Origin of the sequence: Mycolicibacterium vaccae NBRC 14118 = CIP 105934, assembly GCF_001552715.1 — a bacterium.
In the GTDB taxonomy this organism is placed as follows: domain Bacteria; phylum Actinomycetota; class Actinomycetes; order Mycobacteriales; family Mycobacteriaceae; genus Mycobacterium; species Mycobacterium vaccae.
The window spans coordinates 12,878-27,810 of the sequence record NZ_BCRS01000078.1; the positions used below are offsets into that span (position 1 = coordinate 12,878).

Sequence of the window (14,933 nt, forward strand, 5' to 3'; positions counted from 1 at the left end):
GCTGGATCAGTCGTCGTCTTTCCGGTTGCGCCAGCGGATCCCGGCCTCCAGGAAGCCGTCGATGTCTCCGTCCAGCACAGCCGCCGGGTTTCCTACCTCGTACTCGGTGCGCAGATCCTTGACCATCTGGTACGGGTGCAGCACGTAGGAACGCATCTGGTTACCCCACGAGCTGCCGCCGTCTCCCTTGAGCGCGTCGAGCTCGGCACGTTCCTCTTCCTTCTTGCGCGCCAGCAGTTTCGCCTGCAGCACCCGCATGGCCGCGACCTTGTTCTGCAGCTGCGACTTCTCGTTCTGGCAGGTGACGACTATCCCGGTCGGGATGTGGGTCAGCCGGACCGCCGAGTCGGTGGTGTTGACCGACTGCCCGCCCGGCCCGCTGGAGCGGTACACGTCGACACGCAAATCGGTCTCGGGAATGTCGATGTGGTCGGTCGTCTCGACCACCGGAAGCACCTCGACGTCGGCGAACGACGTCTGCCGCCGGCTCTGGTTGTCGAACGGGCTGATCCGCACCAGCCGGTGGGTGCCCTGCTCCACCGACAACGTGCCGTAGGCGTACGGGGCGTGCACCGCGAAGGTGGCGCTTTTGATTCCGGCCTCTTCCGCGTAGGACGTGTCGAACACCTCGACCGGATAGTTGTGCTGCTCGGCCCAGCGGATGTACATCCGCATCAACATCTCGGCCCAGTCGGCGGCGTCCACCCCGCCCGCGCCGGACCGGATGGTGACGACCGCTTCGCGCTCGTCGTACTCCCCCGAGAGCAGCGTGCGCACCTCCATCGCCGCGATGTCCTCGCGGAGTTTGGCGAGTTCGGCGTCGGCCTCCTCCAGGGCTTCGGCGCCACCCGCGCCGTCCTCCTCGGAGGCGAGCTCGTAGAGGACCGGCAGATCCTCGATCCGGCCGCGCAGTTCCTCGAGCCTGCGGAGTTCGTTCTGCGCGTGGGACAGGTCGCTGGTCACCTTCTGCGCGCGGGCCTGGTCGTCCCACAGCTGCGGGTCGGAGGCGTCCTTTTCCAGCTGGTCGATGCGCCCGCGGAGCCCGTCGACGTCGACGACACGCTCCACGGTGGTCAGCGTGGTGTCGAGGGCGGCGATGTCGGCTTGGCGGTCAGGATCCACGGCCTAGAGGTTACTCACTCCGCGCACGGCATCTGGCGTCGCAGCCCGACCGGCGATCAGGGACCGATTTTGCCGGGACCACTCCAGAATGCCGTGCGCGGCCTCGTCGGCGTTCTAGCATCGGGGCGGAACCTCCGTCCGGACACGTCGCGGCAGCCCTCTGCGCGTGTCCGGGTAGCGACAGAAGGCAGCCCCATGCCCCCTTTACGGCCCTACTACGTGGCCATCGTCGGCTCTGGACCCTCCGGGTACTTCGCCGCCGCGTCCCTGCTCAAGTTCGGCGACGCCGACGACAACCGCGACGTTCGCGTCGACATGCTGGAGATGCTGCCGACCCCGTGGGGTCTGGTCCGGTCCGGCGTGGCACCCGATCACCCGAAGATCAAGTCGATCAGCGCCCAGTTCGACAAGATCTCGGCGGACCCGCGGTTCCGCTTCTTCGGCAACATCGTGATCGGCGATCACGTGCAACCGGCCGAACTGGCGGAGCGTTACGACGCGGTCGTCTACGCGATCGGCGCGCAGGCCGACCGGTCGCTGGGCATCCCGGGCGAAGATCTGCCCGGCAGCGTCGCCGCGGTCGACTTCGTCGGCTGGTACAACGCCCACCCCCACTTCGGCGAGATGGCGCCGGACGTGTCGGGTGGGCGCGCGGTGGTGGTGGGCAACGGCAACGTCGCGATCGACGTGGCCCGCATCCTGGTCAGCGATCCCGACCTGCTCGCCGAGACCGACATCGCCGACCACGCACTGCAGTCACTGCACGCCCGCGGCGTCGAAGAGGTGCTGATCATCGGCAGGCGTGGTCCGCTGCAGGCGCCGTTCACCACGCTGGAACTGCGTGAGCTCGGCGCCCTCGAAGCCCTCGGCGACGTCGACGTGGTGATCGATCCCGACGACTTCGCCGACATCACCGACGAGGACCTGGAGGCCGCCGGTAAGACCGTGCGCAACAACATCAAGGTGCTGCGCGGGTATGCCGACGCCGAGCCGAAGGGGTCCCGGCGCCGGATCGTGTTCCGGTTCCGGACCTCGCCGATCGAGATCAAAGGGGACGACAGGGTCGAGTCGATCGTGTTGGGCCGCAACGAACTCATCAGCGGTGCCGACGGACGGGTGACGGCCAAGGACACCGGGGAGCGCGAGGAGGTGCCGGCGCAGCTGGTGGTACGCGCCGTCGGATATCGCGGCCTGCCGACGCCCGGTCTGCCGTTCGACGAGCGGGCGGGCACCATCCCGCACACCGACGGCAGGATCGAGGGCAGGCGCAACGAGTACGTCGTGGGCTGGATCAAACGGGGCCCCACCGGGGTGATCGGCAGCAACAAGAAGGACTCTGCCGACACGGTCGAGACGTTGCTGGCGGACCTGGCGGAGGCGGAGCTCGCCGACTTCGACGCCGAGCACCTCGACCAGATCCGGCAATGGCTGCTGGAGCGTCAGCCGAAGCTGGTCACGACCGAGCACTGGCAGCTGATCGACGCCTACGAACGGACCACCGGTGAAGGCTCAGGACGCCCGCGGGTGAAGCTCACCAGCCTCGAGGACCTCCTCCGGATCGGGCACGGCTGACGCCAGGGGCTTCAGGGGCGCGGCGGCGGGCCCGCGGGATCCGCCGGGTCTGTCGGGTCCATCGGACCCACCGGGGGCATCGGCTCCGGACGGGTACCGAACGCCCACTTCTCCGGATTGCCCGGCGAGTACATCACGTCCATGAGTTGGCCCATCGTCGGCCAGTTGTCGACGTCGGCCGTCATCCGGGTGTACACCGTGTACTCGTTCACGGTCGGGCCGTTGATGACCCCGGTGATGGTGACGAACTGCTCGCCGGTGACCCCGTCGGGCCGCGGGCTGACCCCGGTGACCAGCAGCATGCCGGGCACCCAGTCGTTGCCGACGCCCCGCCGTCGTGCGAGCAACGGGCGGGCCAGGAGCACCAGCGCACCGACGAGCAACAGGATCATCGCGAATTCGAACACACGGCCATGGTAGGACGACACCTATGAGCGCCCTCGCCGACGACATGACCCTGGCCCTGCAACTGGCCGACGAGACCGACGTCTTGACGATGCAGCGGTTCGGTGCGGTCGACCTGAAGATCGAGACGAAACCGGACCTGACGCCGGCCACCGACGCGGACCTGGACGCCGAGCGACTGCTGCGCGCCCGGCTGGCCGAGGCCCGCCCGCAGGACTCCGTGTTCGGCGAGGAATTCGGCGGGACCAAGGAGTTCAGCGGCCGGCAGTGGGTGGTCGACCCGATCGACGGCACCAAGAACTTCGTCCGCGGCGTTCCGGTGTGGTCCACGTTGATCGCGTTGCTCGTCGACGGTGTGCCGGCGGTCGGGGTGGTCAGCGCCCCGGCGCTCGGGCGGCGGTGGTGGGCCGCCGAAGGTCAGGGCGCCTACACGTCGTTCGGCGGTCAGACGCGCAGGATCTCGGTGTCCGGAGTCGGCGATCTGGATGCGGCCAGCGTGTCGTACTCGGACCTGACGACCGGCTGGGACGACGCCCGACCGCGGTTCCTGGAGTTCCTCGATACGGTGTGGCGGGTGCGCGGCTACGGCGACTTCTGGTCGTACTGCCTGGTGGCCGAGGGAGCGGTGGACGTCGCGGTGGAACCGGAGGTCAAGCTGTGGGACCTGGCGCCGCTGGACATCCTGGTGCGGGAGGCCGGCGGGCGTTTCACCGATCTGTCCGGCGGGACGGGCCCGCACGGCGGCAGCGCGGTGGCCACCAACGGCCTGCTGCACGACGCGGTGCTGGACGCGCTCTCCGGCTGACATCGCTGGTGGCGCGTGTGAAATTCGCTACAGAACGGCATCACCTTACTCGTCAGTCAGTTCCGATACCTTACTCTGGAGTCAGTTGCGCATTCGCGTATCGCCGACGATGAGACGAGGCAGCAGCCCATGACGAACACCCTGCCGTCCAAGCGCCACGGCCACGAGAGCGCCGTCGGCCTGCAGAAGCACAAGCGGTCGGTCACCGCCATCGGCCTGGCGCTGATCACGCCGATCATGGGTCAGGAGTTCCTGGACAAGTACAACCTGCGCGACCCGCTGAACCGGAGCCTGCGCTACGGGGTCCAGCAGGCGTTCTCGGCCGTCGGAGCCTCCACCCGGCAGTGGCAGCGCGTGCAGGGCCTCGGCAAGCCGGCCACCCGGCTGGAAGGTCACCGGCCCAAGGGTTCGGACTACTTCGACCTCACCCCGGACGACGACCAGAAGATGATCGTTGCGACCGTCGAGGAGTTCGCCGAGGAGATTCTGCGACCCGCGGCCCATGACGCCGACGACGCCGCGGCCTATCCCCCGGACCTGATCGCCAGGGCCGCCGAACTGGGCATCACCGCCATCAACGTGCCGGAGGACTTCGACGGCATCGCCGAGCACCGGACCACCGTGACCAACGCACTCGTCGCCGAGGCGCTCGCCTATGGCGACATGGGGCTGGCGCTGCCGATCCTGGCGCCCGGCGGCGTCGCGTCCGCGCTGACCTACTGGGGCAGCGCCGACCAGCAGGCGACCTACCTGAAGGAGTTCGCCGGGGACAACGTGCCGCAGGGCTGTGTCGCCATCGCCGAACCCCACGCGCTGTTCGACCCGACCGCGCTGAAGACCACCGCGGTCCGCACCCCGAGCGGGTACCGCCTCGACGGGGTCAAGAGCTTGGTCCCCGCAGCTGCCGACGCCGAGATCTTCATCATCGCAGCGCAACTCAACGGCAGGCCCGCACTGTTCGTCGTCGAGGCGGACACCGCGGGGCTGACGGTCTCCCCGGACCCGAGCATGGGCATCCGGGCCGCCGCGCTGGGCCGCGTCGAACTCGACAAGGTCACCGTCCCGCTCAGCGCGCGACTGGGCGAAGAGGCCACCGAGGCCGAGCACGCGCAGAACTATTCCGAGGCGATCGCGCTGTCGCGCCTCGGCTGGGCCGCACTGGCGGTCGGCACCTCGCACGCGGTCCTCGACTATGTGATCCCGTATGTCAAGGAGCGCACCGCATTCGGTGAGCCGATCGCCCACCGGCAGTCGGTGGCGTTCATGTGCGCCAACATCGCGATCGAACTGGACGGCCTGCGGCTCATCACCTGGCGCGGCGCCGCGCGGGCCGAGCAAGGGCTGCCGTTCGCCCGCGAGGCGGCGCTGGCCAAGAAGTTGGGCAGTGACAAGGCGATGCAGATCGGCCTCGACGGCGTCCAGCTGCTCGGCGGCCACGGCTACACCAAGGAACATCCGGTCGAACGCTGGTACCGCGACCTGCGGGCCATCGGCGTCGCCGAAGGCGTCGTCGTTCTCTGACCGATACGTCCTTCAACCGATAGTGCCCTCTAGGAAGGCTTGAACATCATGGCGATCAATCTGGAAATGCCGAAGAAGCTCCAGGCGGTCATCGAGAAGGGCCACGACGGTGCCGCCGAGATGATCCGTCCCATCTCGCGCAAATACGACCTCATGGAGCACGCCTACCCCGTCGAACTCGACACCCTGGCCGACCTGTTCGACGGTATCTCGGAGGCCAAGACCATCTCGTTCGCAGGCACGGACGCCTTCGTCGGGGCCGCCGACGACGGCAAGAAGTCGAATATCAACGGCGCCAACATGTCCGCGTTGCTCAACGCGCTGGAGATCTCCTGGGGCGACGTCGCGCTGCTGCTGTCGGTGCCGCGCCAGGGCCTCGGCAACGCCGCGATCTCGTCGGTGGCCACCCCGGAGCAGTTGGAGCGTCTCGGCAAGGGCGTGTGGGCCGCGATGGCGATCACCGAGCCGAGCTTCGGTTCGGACTCTGCCGCGGTGTCCACCACCGCGGTGCTCGACGGCGACGAGTACGTGATCAACGGCGAAAAGATCTTCGTCACCGCCGGTTCCCGGGCCAGCCACATCGTGGTGTGGGCGACGCTGGACAAGACCAAGGGCCGCGCGGCGATCAAGTCGTTCATCGTTCCCCGCGAACACCCCGGGGTGACGGTCGAACGGTTGGAGCACAAGCTCGGCATCAAGGCCTCCGACACCGCGGTGATCCGGTTCGACAACGCCCGGATTCCGAAGGACAACCTGCTCGGTGATCCGGAGATCCACGTGGAGAAGGGTTTTGCCGGGGTCATGGAGACCTTCGACAACACCCGGCCGATCGTCGCGGCGATGGCCGTCGGGGTGGCTCGGGCCGCGCTGGAGGATCTGCGCAAGATCCTCACCGACGCCGGCATCGAGATCTCCTACGACAAGCCCGCGCACGCGCAGAGCGCCGCCGCTGCGGAGTTCCTCCGGATGGAGGCCGAATGGGAGTCCGGCTACCTGCTGACGGTGCGCTCGGCCTGGCAGGCAGACAACCGGATCCCCAACTCCAAGGAAGCCTCGATGGGCAAGGCCAAGGCCGCCCGGGTGGCCAGCGACATCACCCTCAAGGCCGTCGAAATGGCCGGGACCACCGGCTATTCTGAGCAGACCCTGCTGGAGAAGTGGGCACGCGACTCCAAGATCCTCGACATCTTCGAGGGCACCCAGCAGATCCAGCAGCTGGTGGTCGCCCGCCGGTTGCTCGGACTCTCCTCGGCCGAATTGAAGTAGTGACCGCGCATCGGTTGCTACGGTGCGCTCGTGGAGCATCGCATCACCTGCCCGCTGTGTGAGGCGATGTGCGGTTTGCGCGTCACCGTCGACCACGGCACCGCCACCTCGGTGCGCGGTGACCCCGACGACGTGTGGTCGCGCGGCCATCTGTGCCCCAAAGGCGCCTCGCTGCACCACATCCACCACGACCCGGATCGGTTGCGCACGCCGCTGGTGCGCACCCGGACCGGTGACCACGTGCCGGTCACGTGGGATGACGCGTTCGCCGAGGCCGAGAAGGTGCTGCGCCCGGTGGTCGACAGCTTCGGAGCCGCCGCGGTAACCGTCTACCTCGGCAATCCGGTGGCGCACAACCTGGGCCTGGAAACCTACGTCGGGGCGCTGGTCGGATTGGCCGGCGCGGCGGGCATGCCCGCGTACTACACGCCCGGCACCGTCGACCAGTGGCCGCTGAACGTGGTGAGCGCATTGCTGTTCGGCGGGATGTGGAATGCGCCGATCCCCGACCTCGACCGCACCGACCACCTGGTGATGGTGGGCGCCAACCCCGCGGCGTCGCAGGGATCGATGCTCTCGGCGCCCGACATCATGGGACGCCTGGCCGCGATCCGGGGCCGCGGCGGCCGGGTGGTGGTCATCGACCCCCGCCGCACCGCGACCGCCCGCCGCGCCTCCGAATGGGTTCCGGTGCGCCCGGGCACCGATGCGCTGTTGTTGTTCGCCGTGCTGCGCACACTGGCCGAGCACGGGGCCATCCGTCGCCCTGCGCACCTGGACGGCCTGGTCGACGGCCTCGACGACGTCGTCGCGCTGGCCGAGCCGTTCGCCCCGGAGGACGTCGAGGCGGCCACCGGGGTTCCCGCGACGACGATCCGTCGCCTCGCGGCGGATCTCGCCGCGGCGCAGCGCCCGGTCCTGTACAGCCGGATCGGCGCGTGCACACAGGAATTCGGCACGCTGGCCACTTGGCTGGTGTTCGTGCTGAACGTCGCGCTCGGCAGCATCGACCGTCCCGGCGGGGCGCTGTTCCCCAAGGCCGCCGTGTGGTCGCCGATGTTCATGAAGCCGCCCGATCAACCCGGGCCGGGCTGGCGGTTCGGCCGGTTCCGCAGCCGGGTGCGCGGGACCCCGGAAGTGCTCGGCCAGTTTCCGGTCAGTTGCCTGGCCGAGGAGATCGACACCCCCGGCGACGGCCGAATCCGCGGGCTGATCACCGTCGCCGGCAATCCGGTGCTCTCCGCTCCGGGCGCCGGGCGCCTCGACGCCGCACTCGCAGGCCTGGACGCGATGATCTCCGTGGACAACTGGCTCAACGAGACCAGTCGGCACGCACATGTGGTCCTGCCCGGGCTGTCCCCGCTGGAACGGCCGCACTGTGACGACCTGTACTGGATGTACTCCATTGCGTCGTGCGTGAAGTGGTCCGAGCCGGCGCTGGCGCCGCCGCCGGACCGGCCGCAGGAATGGGAGCTCATGCTGCGGTTGGCGGGCGCACTGCTGGGCACTCCGCTGCCCGAGGTCGACGTGCCGGCCATGGACGACCTCTACACCCAGGGCATCATCCACACCGCCTGCCAGGCGGCCGACACTCCCATGTTCGGACGTGACCCTGCCGAGGTGTTCGCGGCGCTGGAAGGTGTTGGCCCGGAACGGATGATCGATCTCGGCATCCGCGTCGGGCCGTGGGGTGACGACGTCGGCCGCCGCCCCGGAGGGTTGACCCTCGCCGAGGTCCGCCGCCACCCCGACGGGCTGCGGCTCGGCGAACTCGACGGCGGTCGGCTGGCCGACGTGCTGACCACCCCGTCGGGCCGGATCGAGCTCGTCCATCCCGTACTGACTGCCGATGTCGCGCGGCTGGCGGATCGCTCGGAGCGTGCAGCGCCCGACCTGGTGTTGACCAGCCGGCGCCATCTGCGGTCGAACAACTCGTGGCTGCACAATGTTTCGGGTCTGATGCGCGGCCGGGAGCGGTGCACGCTGCTGATCCACCCCGACGACGCGGCCGGCAACGGGGTATCCGACGGGCAGCTGGTGGAGGTGTCGACCAGCGAGGGCTCTGTCGTGGTGGTCGCCGAGGTGAGCGACGAGATGATGCCGGGCGTGGTGTCGTTACCGCACGGCTGGGGGCACGGCGTCGACGGAACCCGCATGGATGTGGCCAACTCCCACCCGGGCGTCAACGTCAACCGGCTCAATCCGGGTGCGCTGGTGGATGTCCCGAGCAACACCCAGGTGGTCAACGGGGTGCCGTGCCGGGTCAGAACCCGTCGTGGACGACCACCCGGGTCCGGCCGGTGACCCCGCCACCGATGATCGTCTTCAGCACGTCCTCGACCTCGAGTACCGACACGTCGCGGGTGACCCTCGCGAGATGGCTTGGCAACAACTCTGATTCGATCTGGGCCCAGATCTCGCGGCGTTTCCCGATCGGCAGCAGCACGGAGTCGATGCCGGACAGAGTCACGCCCCGCAGGATGAACGGCAGCACCGTGGCCGGCAGATCCGGCGATCCGGCCAGCCCGGAGATCGCGGCGACGCCGCCGTATTTCAGCGTGCTCAGCGCATAGGCCAGCGTCTTGCCGCCGACGCAGTCGACCACGGCCGCCCAATGCGCCTTGCCCAGCGGCCGCACCTTGTCGTCCGGGCCGGGGACCCGGTCGATGACCTCGGCGGCCCCGAGGTCACGCAGCAGATCGTGGGCTTCGGCTTTTCCGGTGGACGCCACCACCTCATAGCCCAGATCGGACAACAGGTCCACGCTCAGGCTGCCGACGCCGCCGGTGGCTCCGGTCACCAGGACCGGTCCGTCGCCGGGGTTGATCCCGTGCGCGCGCACCGCGTTGACGCTCATCGCCGCGGTGAAGCCCGCGGTGCCCACGGCCGCAGCGTCGGCGGTGCTCAGCGAGGACAGCTTGACGAGATAGTCGGCGGGATAACGGGCCACCTGCGCGTAGCCGCCGTGTCGACCCGTCCCGATGTCCTGGCCGTGCGCGATGACGCGGTCACCGACGGCGAAGTCCGGGGAGGTGCTCGCGGTGACCGTGCCCGCGACATCGATGCCGGGAATCAACGGGTAGGACTGGGCGACGCCGCCCTTGGGGCTGACGGCCAGCGCGTCCTTGTAGTTCACGCTGGAGTACTCGACGTGGATGTCGACCTCGCCGTCGGGCAGGAAGGAGTCGTCGACCACCTCGTGGCGTAGCGCAATGACGCCCTCGGCGTCCTGATGAGCCACCATCGCGTTGATTTCGGTCATGTCGGCCACAGTAGCCCCGGACGACGAAACCCCCGGCCGCAATCGGCCGGGGGCTTCGTTTCGTGCAACCGTCAGAGAAGGTGCGCCTGCAGGTCAGGCTTCATCGCCTGCAGCTCGCGACCCCAGTACGCCCAGTTGTGCGTGCCGTTGGCCGGGAAGTTGAACACACCGTTGTGGCCACCCGCGGCGATGTAGTTGTCGCGGAAGGTCTCGTTGGTGCGGATGGTCAGACCTTCGAGGAACGTGGCGGGCAGGTCGCCGCCGCCGAGCTCGTTGGGCTGGCCGTTACCGCAGTAGACCCAGATACGGGTGTTGTTGGCGACCAGGGTCGGGATGTTCAGCATCGGATCGTTGCGCTTCCAACCGCTGTTGGGATCCTCGGTCTTGCCCCACATGTCGTCGGCCTTGAAGCCGCCGGCGTCACCCATCGAGATGTTGATCAGGAACGGCCACCAGCCCTCGGAGGGGTTCAGGAAGCCGGACATCGAGCCCGCGTAGATGAACTGCTCCGGGTGCCAGGTCGCCAGGTTCAGCGCGGCCGAACCCGCCATCGACAGACCGACAGCGGCGCTGCCGGTCGGCTTGACCGCGCGGTTGGCCTGCAGCCAGCCCGGGAGCTCCTGGGTCAGGAAGGTCTCCCACTTGTAGGTCACGGTCGGGCCCTTGTTACGGGCGGGGGCGTACCAGTCGGTGTAGAAGCTGGACTGGCCACCGACCGGCATCACCACGGAGATGCCGCTGTCGAGGAACCACTCGAAAGCCTGAGTGTTGATGTCCCAGCCGTTGAAGTCCTCCTGCGCACGCAGGCCGTCGAGCAGGTAGAGAGCCGGCGAGTTCTCGCCACCGCTCTGGAACTGGATCTTGATGTCGCGCCCCATCGACGGCGAAGGCACCATCAGGTACTCCACCGGCAGACCTGGCCGGGAGAATGCTCCGGCGGTCGCCGACCCTCCAGCCAGGCCCACCAAAGCAGGCATCATCGCTGTCGCGACAGCCACGACGCCGAAACGGCGTGCCCAAGGCCCACGAATCCTGTCAAGAAGTCTCATACCGTCAATCCATCCATCTTCCGGTACCGCGTTGCGCGGCCTGTCTGCGTTCCCCCGGGTCTGACGTCGACGCCACAGACACCACAGCGATGTCTCCACCGCGCTGTCTCACCTCTCCGAACCTGCCGATGGGCGGCGGAGTGGGCCGAGAAAACTTCAGTTGTAGCGGTTGCAGTAAAGCATGGGACCACGACGGGAGAAAGTCCGGCCACGCGGAATGCCGCATTTATTTGCGGAAAGGCGAATCTTACGACGGCGAAGAACACGGGCGCGCGGTGGGTTGACCATCGGGCTCCGGGACGGCCATCGCCGCAGGTGACGCGCCTCCAGCGAAGGTCTCTGCGGTTGCGGCGGCACCGTCGTGCGCCCCCTCGTTCAGTAAGCTCCGCGAAATGGCGAAAGCCCACGCGCGTTCAGGCAGATTGTCGTCCGACGACTGGATTCAGGCCGGTTACGAAATCCTGGCCGACGAGGGACGCGAGGCACTCAAGCTCGACCGCCTGTGCACGCGCCTCGGGGTCACCAAAGGCAGCTTCTACTGGCATTTCGCCGACATGACCACCTACCGCGCCGCGCTGGTGCAGTCCTGGGCGCAGTTGCAGGACCGCGATCGCCGACATTTCGGCGAACTGGAGCACCTCGGCCCCCGTGAGCGGCTGAGTCGGATGATGGCCTCGCTGCTCGGCGATCGGCAGTGGACGCTCGAGCGTGCGATGCGGGAGTGGGCCCGCACCGACCCGGTGGTGGCCGCCGGCGTGCGGCACGCCGACCACCTGGTGCTGTCCGCGGTGCGGCAGGCGTTCATCGATGCAGGGTTCGACAGTGCGGAAGCCGAGATGCGGGCGCGGGCGACGTTCGCCGCGGGAATCGGCTTCCTTCATCTCTCCGACACCCCGCCGGGGCCGCCGGTCGACGCGCAGCGCGAGCGATTCCTGGAGTTGATGCTCTCGCACTGACCGTTTCCATACCTAAAGGTATGGTAGTTTCCGGCCATGTCCACGGCCCCACTCGTCACCCCCGAGTTCATCGAACGGCTCGCCGCGCGCGCGGCCGAGGCGGAACAGCTGCGCCGACTGCCTGCCGACACCGTCGCCGACGCGACGGCAACCGGTTTCTTCGACCTCCTCGTCCCCGCGCGCTACGGCGGCATGCAGGCGCGGTTCCCGGAGATCCTGGACCCGGTCCGCCGGATGGCCCACGGGTGCGCTTCGAGCGCGTGGACGCTCGGCTTCTATGCGCTCCACAACTGGATGCTCGCGTTGTTCAGCGAGCAGGCTCAGCAGGAGGCGTTCGCGACGCGCCCATTCCTGGCCCCGGCTCCCCTGGCCCCGACGGGCCGCGGGATCGCGTGCGACGGCGGCGTGCGGGTGACCGGCCGGTGGTCGTGGGCGACCGGCGTGATGGACGGCAACTGGATCATGGTCGGCGCACTGTGCGAACGCACGGCCGGCGATCCGAGCACGATCTACCCCGTACTGGCACTGCTGCCGATCCAGGACGCCCGCATCGAGGACGTGTGGCACACCGACGGCATGCGCGCGACCGGATCCAACGACGTGGTGATCGACGACGCCTTCGTGCCGTCGCACCGGGTCGTCGAAGTGTCCGAGATCTACACCGGGACGGCGCCCGGCGCGGCGTTGCACGACGCCGACACCTACCGGTGGCCGATGGTGCCGGCGCTGGCGCTGCTGGCGGCGATGCCTGCGCTCGGCAGTGCGGAGCGCGCCGCCGAGATCTACGGTGAGCGGCTCTCGCAGAGGTTCCTGGCCTACGAGGGCGTCATGCAGAAGGACAAGCCGGTCGCGGCGATGCATCTCGGCGAGGCGAATGTGCGGTTACGCGCGTTGCGCAGTTTGTTGGCCGACACCGTCGCAGAGATCGAGGCGATCGTGGCCGCGGGCGAGCCCGTCGAGCGGCCGGTGCGCGGCCAGGCCAGGCTCGCGGCGGCACACATCGTGCACGAGTCGCGGGCGATCGTCGCCGACCTGCTCGCCGTGTCCGGGGCAAGCGCACATTTTCTGGACAACCCGCTGCAACGCATCAAACGCGACATCGACGTGATCATCGGCCATGTCATCTTCGACTACGACACCAGCCGGGAACTGGCCGGCGCGCTCACAATGGGTAGGAAGATTCCGCGCACCGCAATGGTGTGAGACCGGGGAGGTTCGATGACGGACACGCCGCGTGACCGCGTCACCAAGTTCTTCCAGAAGAACGTCGCCAACCGACTGATGCGGCGCTTGCCGTTTCAGACGCTGCTGGAGACCACCGGGCGCAAATCCGGCGAACCCCGCACCACCCCGCTGGGCGGACGCCGCATCGGCGACACCTTCTGGTTCGTCTCCGAGTTCGGCGAGAAGTCGGATTACATCCGCAATATCAAAGCCGATCCCCACGTCCGCGTGCGGTTGAACGGACGCTGGCATCGCGGCACGGCACACCTGCTCCCCGACGACGACGCGCGGGCGCGGATGCGGACCCTGCCCCAGTACAACAACGTCGGCGTGCGCGCATTCGGAACGAATTTGCTCACCGTGCGGGTCGACCTCATCGACTGAGCGACAGCGCTTCTCACGGGCCTTGGTCGTCATCAGGGAGGAGGTAGCGATCGGGGTGGTGGTAGCCGTTGATGCGGTGCTGTCCGGTGTCCAGCTCGGGCGGCGGGATCCATTCGGTCTGGTTTATGGCGTTCTTGCGGGTGGTCCAGCCGGTGTTCTCGATCATCCGGTTGTCGGGGCCGCAGGCGAAGGTCAGATCGTCGATGTTGGTCTGTCCGCCGTCTTTCCAGTCCGCGACGGCGTGGTGGACCTGCGCCCAGTAGCCGGGCACTGTGCATCCGGGCCGGGTGCAGCCCCGGTCGCGGGCATGCAGGACCAGTCGCTGGGCATCGTTGGCGAGCCGTTTGGACCGGCCCAGATACAGGCTTTGACCGGTGTGCCCGTCGAAGACATACAGATAGTGGTGAGCGTCGGCGGCCATCCGGATCAGATCGGGCATCGGCAGCAGCGATCCGCCACCGGTGACCGCAACGCCCGCACCTTTCTCCAGCTCCTGCAGAGTCGTCGACACGATCACCGTGACGGGTAACCCGTTGTGGCTGCCCAGTTCTCCCGATTGCAGGCTGCGCCGGCACAGCGCTTTCAGCCCGTCGTGGTTGCGTTGGGCGACAGTGCGGGTATCCCGGTCGGCCGGCTCGTCTCCGGTGCTGTCCGCGTCGGGCATGTTCGCTCCGGGGGCGGCTTCTTTGGCCAGGACCGCGTCCAGATAGGCGCTGGCTTCGGGGTCGAGGTAGCCGCTGATCCTGCGGTAACCGTCGGGCTGTTGCTTGCCGATGGCGACTCCGCGGCGCTGCGCGCGCTCCTCCTCTGACGGTGCGGGGCCGTCCTGGTCGATCATGGTCAGCAGCACCCGTGCGGCCTCGATGAGGTTCTCCGGATCCAACCCGGCCCCGGCTGCGGCCAGGTGCCGGTCGGCCGCAGCGCGGGTACCCACATCGACCCACGACGGCAGCTTGCGGTGGAACTTGGCGATCACCTCGACATGCTCTTCGTCGAGTTCTCCGCGGGCCTGCGCGGCGGCGGTGGCCTCCCACTGCGGCGCCAACGGTTCGCCCGTCATCGCCCGGCGCGGCCCCAACGTTCTGGCCCGCTTCAGCCTGCGGGCGGCTTCGGCGCCGGAGACCCGCAACGACGTCGTCAGCACCGCCTTCCAGGACTTCGCACCCAGCCGGGGCGGTTCGGTCTCGTCGATCAACCGCGCCAGCACCTTGTGCTCGAGCGCCGGTACCGAACGCAGCACCGTGGTCAGCTCGGTCAGCAGGCCGATGAGCTCGCGGTGGGACAACTCCTCGGCAGCCTTGGACAGCACGGCGACCTGCTCGGCGATCATCCCCACCGCCTCGGACACCAACTCCATACCTCGAACA

The 14,933-nt window shown here is 68.4% G+C and carries 13 protein-coding genes; 8 read left to right on the forward strand and 5 right to left on the reverse strand.

Translation table 11 applies throughout. The features are described from left to right. Window positions 1–6: 6 nt before the first annotated feature. Window positions 7–1,122 (reverse strand): peptide chain release factor 2, encoded by a 1,116-nt coding sequence (gene prfB, locus MVA01S_RS16165; RefSeq protein ID WP_003928952.1) that lies wholly within the window; start codon window positions 1,120–1,122, stop codon window positions 7–9. A 195-nt stretch (window positions 1,123–1,317) separates the two neighbouring features. Here prfB and MVA01S_RS16170 point away from each other — a divergent pair, with 195 nt between their 5' ends. Beyond that, window positions 1,318–2,694 carry an FAD-dependent oxidoreductase gene (locus tag MVA01S_RS16170; RefSeq protein ID WP_003928953.1) on the forward strand — a complete coding sequence of 459 codons (1,377 nt, stop codon included), beginning with the start codon at window positions 1,318–1,320 and terminating at the stop codon, window positions 2,692–2,694. Window positions 2,695–2,705: 11 nt separating this feature from the next. On the opposite strand, the gene MVA01S_RS16175 is transcribed toward MVA01S_RS16170, so the two are convergent. Continuing rightward, window positions 2,706–3,101, reverse strand: a complete 396-nt coding sequence (locus MVA01S_RS16175) for a hypothetical protein (RefSeq protein WP_003928954.1) — start codon at window positions 3,099–3,101, stop codon at window positions 2,706–2,708. A gap of 23 nt (window positions 3,102–3,124) precedes the next feature. Here MVA01S_RS16175 and hisN point away from each other — a divergent pair, with 23 nt between their 5' ends. The 4 genes from hisN to MVA01S_RS16195 all read left to right on the forward strand — a co-directional run bounded on the left by hisN (window position 3,125) and on the right by MVA01S_RS16195 (window position 8,995). Further along, entirely contained in the window at window positions 3,125–3,904 is a 780-nt protein-coding gene (hisN, locus tag MVA01S_RS16180; protein ID WP_003928955.1) for a histidinol-phosphatase, read from the forward strand. 129 nt (window positions 3,905–4,033) lie between these two features. Next, the gene (locus MVA01S_RS16185; RefSeq protein ID WP_003928956.1) at window positions 4,034–5,425 is read left to right on the forward strand and encodes an acyl-CoA dehydrogenase family protein; all 1,392 of its coding nucleotides are present in this window, start codon (window positions 4,034–4,036) and stop codon (window positions 5,423–5,425) included. A 48-nt stretch (window positions 5,426–5,473) separates the two neighbouring features. Further along, on the forward strand, window positions 5,474–6,691 hold the full coding sequence (locus MVA01S_RS16190) for an acyl-CoA dehydrogenase family protein (RefSeq protein WP_003928957.1): 1,218 nt from the start codon (window positions 5,474–5,476) through the stop codon (window positions 6,689–6,691). Between the two features lie 30 nt (window positions 6,692–6,721). Then, entirely contained in the window at window positions 6,722–8,995 is a 2,274-nt protein-coding gene (locus MVA01S_RS16195) for a molybdopterin-dependent oxidoreductase (protein ID WP_003928958.1), read from the forward strand. Here the strand turns inward: MVA01S_RS16195 and MVA01S_RS16200 are convergent. Continuing rightward, window positions 8,955–9,953, reverse strand: coding sequence for an MDR family oxidoreductase (locus tag MVA01S_RS16200; RefSeq protein ID WP_003928959.1), 999 nt, complete (start codon window positions 9,951–9,953; stop codon window positions 8,955–8,957). The two genes, MVA01S_RS16195 and MVA01S_RS16200, sit on opposite strands and share 41 nt — an antisense overlap. A gap of 71 nt (window positions 9,954–10,024) precedes the next feature. After that, window positions 10,025–11,002: an esterase family protein gene (locus MVA01S_RS16205; RefSeq protein WP_003928960.1), complete on the reverse strand. Its 978-nt coding sequence runs from the start codon at window positions 11,000–11,002 to the stop codon at window positions 10,025–10,027. A gap of 392 nt (window positions 11,003–11,394) precedes the next feature. Between MVA01S_RS16205 and MVA01S_RS16210 the strand changes: the two genes are divergently transcribed. The 3 genes from MVA01S_RS16210 to MVA01S_RS16220 are packed head-to-tail and all read left to right on the forward strand — an operon-like array spanning window position 11,395 to window position 13,566. Then, a complete protein-coding gene (locus MVA01S_RS16210) occupies window positions 11,395–11,958 on the forward strand; it encodes a TetR/AcrR family transcriptional regulator (protein ID WP_003928961.1) in 564 nt (187 codons plus the stop codon). Window positions 11,959–11,994: 36 nt separating this feature from the next. Continuing rightward, window positions 11,995–13,161 carry an acyl-CoA dehydrogenase family protein gene (locus MVA01S_RS16215; protein WP_003928962.1) on the forward strand — a complete coding sequence of 389 codons (1,167 nt, stop codon included), beginning with the start codon at window positions 11,995–11,997 and terminating at the stop codon, window positions 13,159–13,161. A gap of 15 nt (window positions 13,162–13,176) precedes the next feature. Then, window positions 13,177–13,566, forward strand: coding sequence for a nitroreductase/quinone reductase family protein (locus MVA01S_RS16220; RefSeq protein WP_003928963.1), 390 nt, complete (start codon window positions 13,177–13,179; stop codon window positions 13,564–13,566). A 13-nt stretch (window positions 13,567–13,579) separates the two neighbouring features. Here the strand turns inward: MVA01S_RS16220 and MVA01S_RS16225 are convergent, their stop codons facing one another. After that, window positions 13,580–14,923 carry an HNH endonuclease signature motif containing protein gene (locus MVA01S_RS16225; RefSeq protein WP_003928964.1) on the reverse strand — a complete coding sequence of 448 codons (1,344 nt, stop codon included), beginning with the start codon at window positions 14,921–14,923 and terminating at the stop codon, window positions 13,580–13,582. Window positions 14,924–14,933: the final 10 nt, after the last annotated feature.

Bases quoted from the DNA above. Each gene is read 5' to 3' on its own strand.
- MVA01S_RS16170 (WP_003928953.1), top strand. From the start codon at position 1,318: ATGCCCCCTTTACGGCCCTACTACGTGGCCATCGTCGGCTCTGGACCC.
- hisN (WP_003928955.1), top strand. From the start codon at position 3,125: ATGAGCGCCCTCGCCGACGACATGACCCTGGCCCTGCAACTGGCCGAC.
- MVA01S_RS16185 (WP_003928956.1), top strand. From the start codon at position 4,034: ATGACGAACACCCTGCCGTCCAAGCGCCACGGCCACGAGAGCGCCGTC.
- MVA01S_RS16190 (WP_003928957.1), top strand. From the start codon at position 5,474: ATGGCGATCAATCTGGAAATGCCGAAGAAGCTCCAGGCGGTCATCGAG.
- MVA01S_RS16200 (WP_003928959.1), bottom strand. From the start codon at position 9,953: ATGACCGAAATCAACGCGATGGTGGCTCATCAGGACGCCGAGGGCGTC.
- MVA01S_RS16205 (WP_003928960.1), bottom strand. From the start codon at position 11,002: ATGAGACTTCTTGACAGGATTCGTGGGCCTTGGGCACGCCGTTTCGGC.
- MVA01S_RS16210 (WP_003928961.1), top strand. From the start codon at position 11,395: ATGGCGAAAGCCCACGCGCGTTCAGGCAGATTGTCGTCCGACGACTGG.
- MVA01S_RS16215 (WP_003928962.1), top strand. From the start codon at position 11,995: ATGTCCACGGCCCCACTCGTCACCCCCGAGTTCATCGAACGGCTCGCC.
- MVA01S_RS16220 (WP_003928963.1), top strand. From the start codon at position 13,177: ATGACGGACACGCCGCGTGACCGCGTCACCAAGTTCTTCCAGAAGAAC.
- MVA01S_RS16225 (WP_003928964.1), bottom strand. From the start codon at position 14,923: ATGGAGTTGGTGTCCGAGGCGGTGGGGATGATCGCCGAGCAGGTCGCC.